The 7339-nt window shown below is 71.8% G+C and carries 4 protein-coding genes; 2 read left to right on the top strand and 2 right to left on the bottom strand.

Going from position 1 to position 7339, the window contains the following annotated elements; genetic code table 11:
• Positions 1-207: 207 nt before the first annotated feature.
• Complete coding sequence (locus AB0F40_RS26940) at positions 208-1491, top strand: MFS transporter (protein WP_357475287.1); 1284 nt, start codon at positions 208-210, stop codon at positions 1489-1491.
• 46 nt (positions 1492-1537) lie between these two features.
• On the opposite strand, the gene AB0F40_RS26935 is transcribed toward AB0F40_RS26940, so the two are convergent.
• Both AB0F40_RS26935 and AB0F40_RS26930 read right to left on the bottom strand, forming a co-directional pair.
• Positions 1538-2506 carry an NAD(P)-dependent oxidoreductase gene (locus AB0F40_RS26935; protein ID WP_357475285.1) on the bottom strand — a complete coding sequence of 323 codons (969 nt, stop codon included), beginning with the start codon at positions 2504-2506 and terminating at the stop codon, positions 1538-1540.
• Entirely contained in the window at positions 2475-2885 is a 411-nt protein-coding gene (locus AB0F40_RS26930) for a nitroreductase/quinone reductase family protein (protein ID WP_357475283.1), read from the bottom strand. Before AB0F40_RS26930 ends, AB0F40_RS26935 begins: the two co-directional genes overlap by 32 nt.
• Positions 2886-3218: 333 nt before the next feature.
• Between AB0F40_RS26930 and AB0F40_RS26925 the strand changes: the two genes are divergently transcribed.
• Positions 3219-7214: a S8 family serine peptidase gene (locus tag AB0F40_RS26925; protein WP_357475281.1), complete on the top strand. Its 3996-nt coding sequence runs from the start codon at positions 3219-3221 to the stop codon at positions 7212-7214.
• The last annotated feature ends 125 nt before the right edge of the window (positions 7215-7339 follow it).

Genomic DNA, 7339 nt, shown 5'->3' with positions numbered 1-7339 from the left:
GGGCGGCCTGGCGGGAACGAGAGCGACCCGAACAGCACCGAGCCGATGACGGCGATCCCTGCCGCCGACCCGATCCGCTTGTGTCAGGGCCGCAGGCCAGCCGGCTGACCGGGACCCGGTACGGCGAGTCGGCCAGCCGGTGTCGCGCGCACCACAGTGTCCGAAATCCGCTTTCCGCCCCTGCCACGCACGGGCGAGGATCAGGTCGTGACCTCCTCCCCACGCTCCGGCGCCCTCGGCTTCTGGTCGGAGCTGCCCCTGGACGGCCGCTGGCTGCTCTCCACCGTGGTGGTCCAGTTCTTCGGCCGCGGCCTGACGCTCCCGTTCACGATCATCTACCTGCACGAGGTGCGGGGCTTCTCCCTCGGGCTGTCCGGCACGCTCATGGGGCTCATCGCCGTGGTCGGCCTCCTCGTGACCGGTCCGGCCGGCGCGCTCGTCGACAGGTACGGCGCCCGGCGGATCATGCTCACCGGCCTGTTCTTCGCGGTCGCGGGGTACACGGTGCTCGCGTTCGCCACCGTCCCGGCGGTGGCCGCGCTCGGGCTGGCGCTCTTCGGCGTGCAGCTCGGCGTCGGCTGGCCCTCGGTCAACGCGCTCGTCGCCACGGTCGTCGAGGGCGACCTGCGGCAGCGGTACTACGGCGTGAACTTCGCGCTGCTCAACCTCGGCGTCGGTGTGGGCGGCGTGGTGGGCGGGCTCGTGGTCGACGTCGAACGGCCCGGCACCTTCGTCATGGCGTTCCTGGTCAACGCGGCCACGTTCCTCCTCCCCGTCGTCGTGCTCCTGGTGCCGCTGCGGCACCTGCACGGGCGCGTCGACCGGCCGGACGACGCAGGCGCGGCGGTGGGCTACCTCGCCATCCTGCGCCGGCCCGAGGTGCTCTGGCTCTCCGCGCTCGGGCTGCTCGCGGCCTTCGTGGGATACGGGCAGATGGAGGGTGGCTTCCCCGCTTTCGCCCGGCTCGTGGCCGAGGTGTCGACCCGCGCGATCGGCTTCGCGTTCGTGGTCAACACGGTAGTGATCGTGGCGCTGCAGTTCTGGGTGATGAACCGGGTCCGCGGACGGCGTCGCACGCGGGCGCTCGCGCTGATGGCCGTGGTGTGGGTGGTGGCGTGGCTCCTGCTGGGCGTCGCGGGGCTGGTGCCCGGCGGCACGGCGGCCGTCGTCATCGTCCTCGTGTTCCACGCCTTCTTCGGGCTGGGGGAGACCCTGATGCAGTCCGCCCTGCCCGCCCTGACGAACGAGATGGCGCCGGCGCACCTGCGCGGCCGGTACAACGCGATCGGCTCGGGCGCGTTCCAGGGCGGCACCATCGCCGGTCCCGTGGTCGCGGGCCTGCTGCTGGAGCGTGGATGGGCCGGCGGGTTCATCGGCGTGATGGTGGCCGGCTGCCTCGGGATCGTGGCGGTGGCGCTTGCCCTCGGACGGCGGGTGACGCCCCTGGTCGACGGCGTCGAGCGCGTGCCGGTGGAGTCGACACAGACCTGAGGTGCGCGTGCCCGGGCGCCCGCATCCTGGGCGGGGCCGGCCGGCCCTACGGGGTCCCGACCACGTGATGCCGGGCGCGGAAGCCGAGCACCTGCTCGGCGGCCGTGAGGTCGTAGGGCACCGCGCGCCCCTCGATCGGCCGGCGCACCGGGGTGCTCGGGTGGTACCGCCGCAGGAGGTCGAGCGTGGGCACGGGCACCAGCGTCTCGGGCGCCGCGACGTGGATCACGACGGCGCCGTGGGCGGGGCACCCGAGCGCGAGCCAGGCTGCCTCCGCGGCGTCCCGGGTCTCCAGGTACGCCCACAGGCTCCGGGCACCGAGCGCAGGGTCCCGCGCGACGTCGTCCGCGTGGTCGCGCAGCCGTTCGTCCATGCCGCCGACGAACGGGAACCGCAGCGCGACGACGGCCATCCCGTACCGCCGGGCCATCGCGTCCGCCGTCAGCTCGTCCACCCGTTTGGACAGCGCGTACGGGTCGGCGGCCTGGTCCGGGGTGTCGTTGTCGACCGGCACGTGGACCGGGTGCTGCGCGTGAGCCGCGAACGGGATGCCGGAGGCGGCCTGGCTGCTCGCGATCACCGCACGGCGGACGCCGGCTCGTCCCGCCGCGTCGAGCACGGTGAAGGTCGACAGGGTGTTGGTCCCGAAGACGACCTCCGGCGGGTCGTCGATGGGCGTCGGGATGGCGGCGAGATGGATGACGCCGTCGGCCCCGTCCATCGCGTGCGCGACCACGTCCGGTGACCTGGCGTCGCCCACGACCACGCGGTCGGCGCGGAGATCTCCCGGATCCTCCAGGACGAGCGCGGTGGCTGCCACCGACTCCCGGGCGAGGACGTCGAGGACCCCGCGGCCGATGCGCCCAGCGGCGCCGGTGACCAGTACTCGCTGATGACGGGCGATGGGGCCCCTCCTCGGGTCGGCCGCCCGTCGCCGGGCGGAACGCGGAGCGGCCGGCGATCGCCGGCCGCTCCGAAGGATGTCAGCCCACCAGCCGGAAGATCGGAAAGACACGACCCTCCGCCGTCTTCTCGTAGTCGGCGAAGCCGCCCGAGAACGCCTTGAAGCGCTCCCACATCGTGTCGCGCTCGTCCCCGGTGAGCTCCTCGACCTTGGTGCGCACCGTCGTGACGGGCTCGCCGGGAACCTCGATGTCCACCTGCTCGGCGCGGCGCAGGCCGTAGACCCACGCGGGATTCTTGGGCGAGCCGCCGGCCGACCCGACGATGTGCCAGGCGCCGTCGTCGTGGATCGCCGCGAGGGGCGCGATTCGGATGCTGCCGTCCTTGCGCGGCACGTGCACGAGCACGAGGGCCTTGCCGAACTGGATCGGCTCCGTGACTTCTCCGCCGTTGGCCCGGAAGGTGTCGATGATCTGCTGATTGAAGTCCATGCCGGGCCAACACCGCGGACGACGCGCCGCATTCCGGGCCCCGCCGGGCGGGTCGCGAGCGGGTCCGCCTCGAGAATGCGCTTGGGCACGCTTCCGGGCCTGGAAACGTGCCCAAGTGCGTTCTCGAAGCGGACCACCACCGGGTTATACGGCGACTTTGGTTGCACATTTCACCTGCTGTCTCCAGAGTGTGACCTGGCACACAGCTCGTGGGCCAGTGGTCGCGCCCCTGGTCGGGGCGCTTGCACCCCGGAGGCAACAATGCACAGTCGCATGCCACGTCGGCGCGCGCCGATCGCTCTCGCAGCGGTCGGCGCGCTCTTGGCAACAGCGGTGAGCGTGACACCTGCACTCGCGAGTACGTCGACCCCTGCCGACACACCACCCGCCGTCGCCACCGACGTCCCGGAGCGCGCGGCGGACAAGATCACGCCCGCCGTGCTGGCCCGGCTCGACACCAAGGAGTCCGCCGACTTCTGGATCCGGTTCGCCGACACGCCGGACCTGGAGCCGGCCGAGGACATCGCCGACTGGGCAGAGCGTGGCCAGTACGTCTACGACGCCCTGACCAGCACCGCGAAGGCAGCACAGGCCGACGTCGTCGCCGACCTCGAGGCCAAGGGCGTGGACCACGAGTCCTACTGGATCAGCAACGCGATCCTCGTCCAGGACGGCACGGCGGAGCTCGCGAAGCAGGTGGCCGCCAGCAGCGAGGTGAAGCAGGTCCACGAGCGGTTCACCGCCCAGCCCATCGAGCCGGTCGAGCGCAAGGCTCCGACCGACAACACGCCGCTCGCCACCGAGTGGGGCCTCGACGCCATCGGCGCCCCGGAGGTGTGGGACCAGGGGTACACGGGTGAGGGCATCACCGTGGCCAACATCGACTCCGGCGTCGACGTCGAGCACCCGGCGCTGCTGCAGCACTACCGCGGCTACCTGGGCGAGGAGGGCCTGAACAACGACTACAACTGGTTCGACGCCAGCGGCGCCTGCGACGGCGCGCCCTGCGACGGCGACGCCCACGGCACGCACGTCATGGGCACCATGGTGGGCGACGACGGCGAGGGCAACCAGATCGGCGTCGCACCGGACGCCGACTGGATCGCGGCCAACGGCTGCGCCAGCTGCTCGGACGCCGACCTGCTCGCCTCCGGCCAGTGGATCCTCGCGCCGACGCGGGCCGACGGCTCGGACCCCGACCCGGCTCAGCGCCCGCACATCGTGAACAACTCGTGGGGCCAGCAGGCGCCAGGGGTCATCGACGACTTCATGTCCGAGGAGATCGCCGCCTGGGAGGCCGCGGGCATCTTCGGCGCGTGGGCGGCGGGCAACGCGGGCGAGGCGGGCTGCCAGTCGACGTCGTCCCCCGGGGCGAACGTGGACACCTACGCGGCCGGCGCGTTCGGGGAGAGCGGCGACATCGCCGAGTTCTCCTCGCGCGGACCGGGCGCGGACGGCGAGACCAAGCCGAACCTGGCAGCGCCCGGTGACGAGGTGCGGTCCTCCGTACCGGGCGGCGACTACGCGGTGTTCAGCGGCACGTCCATGGCGTCCCCGCACCTGGCGGGCGCGGTCGCACTGCTGTGGAGCGCCGCACCGGTCCTGGTCGGCGACATCGAGGCCACCGAGGAGCTCCTGAACCAGACGTCCGCGGACGTGGCCGACGACACCTGCGGCGGCACCCCCGAGGACAACAACGTATGGGGCGAGGGCAAGCTGGACGTACCCGCCCTGGTCGCGAGCGCGCCGATCGACGGCTACGGCTTCGTCGCGGGGACGGTCACCGGGCCGGACGGCGAGCCCGTCGCCGGCGCACGCGTCACGGCGGGTGAGCGCTCCGACACCACCGACGCCGACGGCGCCTACCGCCTGGGCCTGGAGGAGGGCTCGCACGAGCTGACCGTCTCCGCCTTCGGCTTCCTCGACGCGACGGCGCAGGCCGACGTCGTCGAGGGCGAGACCGCCGCGCTGGACATCTCCCTGGAGGCCGCGCCGACCACCACCGTGAGCGGCACCGTCACCGATGGCTCCGGGCACGGCTGGCCGCTCGACGCCAAGGTCTCCGTGCAGGGTGCCCCGAGGAGCGTCTCGGCGTGGACCGACCCGTTCACGGGTGAGTACTCGTTCGAGGTGCCGCAGTCGGCCCCGCACACGCTGGTGGTCGAGCCGTCCGTGGCCGGCTACGGGACGCTCACGCAGGTCGTCGAGGTGGGCACCGAACCGGCGACCGCCGACGTCGCACCGTCCGTGCTCAGCGAGTGCACCGCTCCCGGCTACGCCCTGACCGGGGCCGGTGCGGGGGTCGAGGAGTTCGAGTCCGGTGGCGTGCCCGAGGGCTGGACCGTCGAGGACCTGGCCGGCACCGAGCAGGTCTGGACGTTCGACGACGCGTTCGAGGCGAGCAACATGACCGGAGGTGAGGGCCTGTTCGCCGAGGTCAACAGTGACGGCTACGGCGAGGACGGCACGCAGGACACGACACTCACCTCACCGTCCTACGACCTGACCGGCCTCGACACGCCGCTCCTGACGTTCGACCAGTCGTACGGAGCCTTGGACGACTTCGCCGACGTGGACCTCAGCGTCGACGGCGGGGAGACCTGGGAGACCGTGCTGCACCAGACCTCCGACGCCCTCGGACGCGCCGTCGTCACGCTCCCCGGTGCGAGCGGCGAGTCCGACGTACGGATCCGGTTCCACTACGGCGACGCCGCCTTCGGCCTGTGGTGGCAGGTCGACAACGTCTCGGTCGGGTCGTGCGAGCCTGTCGACGGCGGCCTCGTCGCCGGGTTCGTCAACGACCTCAACAACGGTGACGGCGTCAACAGCGCCACCGTGACGGCCGGTGCCGACCACAGCACGCAGACCGCCGACCCGGAGAACCCGGGCGCCGGCGCCGGGTACTACTCGCTGTTCACCACCGAGACCGGCGAGCAGCAGATCGCCTACGCGGCCGACGACTACACGGGCACCGAAGCTGCGGTGACCGTCGTCGCCGACGAGATCACGCGGCAGGACGTCGAGCTGGCGGCCCCGCTGCTCACCGTCTCCCCGGAGGACCTGTCGGAGCAGGTGCGGCTGGGCGGCAGCAGGTCCGGGACGTTCACCGTGACGAACGAGGGCACGGCGCCCGCGGACGTCGAGGTGGCTCCGGCGTCGTCCGACTTCGAGATCCTCGGGTCGGCGTCCGCCAGCGGCGTCATCAAGGGTGCCACGGGGGACGTGACCGAGGTGAGCACGGCGTCGACGTCGGACGCCGAGAGTGCGCGCGGTACGGCCGCCGCGGACGACGGCGACGGCCTGGCCCGGAACGGCAAGCGTCCCGGGAAGACCGTGACGCCGTCGGCCCCGCCGTCCCTGCTGGCGGAGGGCACCACGATCACCCACTCCTCGTCGCAGGACATCACCCTGGGCAACTCGGTGGCCTGCGTGGGGAGCCAGACGCAGTGGCTGCGCACCTTCACGCTGGAGGACTTCGAGATCGAGGGCGAGCTCGCCGTGACGAACGTGTCCTTCGGGGTCGAGACGGCCGCGGCGGACACTGCCGTGACGGTCAACCTGTACGAGCTCGACGGGGACTTCGTGTACGAGAACATGACCGAGATCGGCACGGCCGACGTGACCCTGGAGGCACAGGAGCTCACGATGGTGGACGTGCCGGTCACGGGCACGGCGTCCGGCACGCTCGTGGTCGAGGTCGTCAGCTCCGGCGAGTTCTTCATCGGCTCCAACGCCGAGCCGGAGACGGCGCCGTCGTACCTCGCCTCCGAGGAGTGCGGCACCCCCGAGCCCACCGCCGTCGAGGAGCTCGGCTTCCCCGACATGCACACGGTGCTGAACGTGACCGGTGAGACCACGGTCGACGTGCCGTGGCTCGACGTCCAGCCGCCGGCGTTCACGCTGGAGCCGGGCAAGTCCACCAAGGTGCACGTCGACCTGGACAGCAGCCGCGTGGACCAGCCCGGGACCTACACCTCGGCCGTCGTGGCCAACGGCAGCACGCCGTACGACGAGCCGCGGGTGCAGGTGTCGCTGTCGGTCACCCCGCCGGCGAACTGGGGCAAGATCGCCGGCACGGTGACGGGAGCCACCTGTGCCGACGAGACGGTCCCGCTCGAGGGTGCGTTCGTGGTCATCGACGGGTCGGAGTACGACGTCACGCTCGTGACCGGCCCCGAGGGTGAGTACGCGCGCTGGATGGGGGTCTCGAACAACCGGCTGACGCTGCTCGGCTCAGCGAACGGGTACCCGCCGGAGATGAAGTCCGCACGCATCATCAAGGGGCAGACGGTGGTGCACGACTTCGAGCTGAACGAGTTCTGCGGCTAGCCCGTCCGCGAGCGGACAAGGCTGACGAGGTCCGCCTCCAGAATGCTGTTGGGCACGGTTTCGACGTCGGAACCGTGCCCAACAGCAATAAGATAGGAAGAGCACACGAGAGAACTCCACTCACA

The sequence above is a fragment of the Promicromonospora sp. NPDC023987 genome, assembly GCF_040639055.1.
Taxonomy (GTDB): domain Bacteria; phylum Actinomycetota; class Actinomycetes; order Actinomycetales; family Cellulomonadaceae; genus Promicromonospora.
This window is presented reverse-complemented; position numbering and strand designations above follow the sequence as displayed.

Coding starts and splice junctions, on each gene's coding strand:
- AB0F40_RS26930 (WP_357475283.1), bottom strand. CDS start 2,885: ATGGACTTCAATCAGCAGATCATCGACACCTTCCGGGCCAACGGCGGA.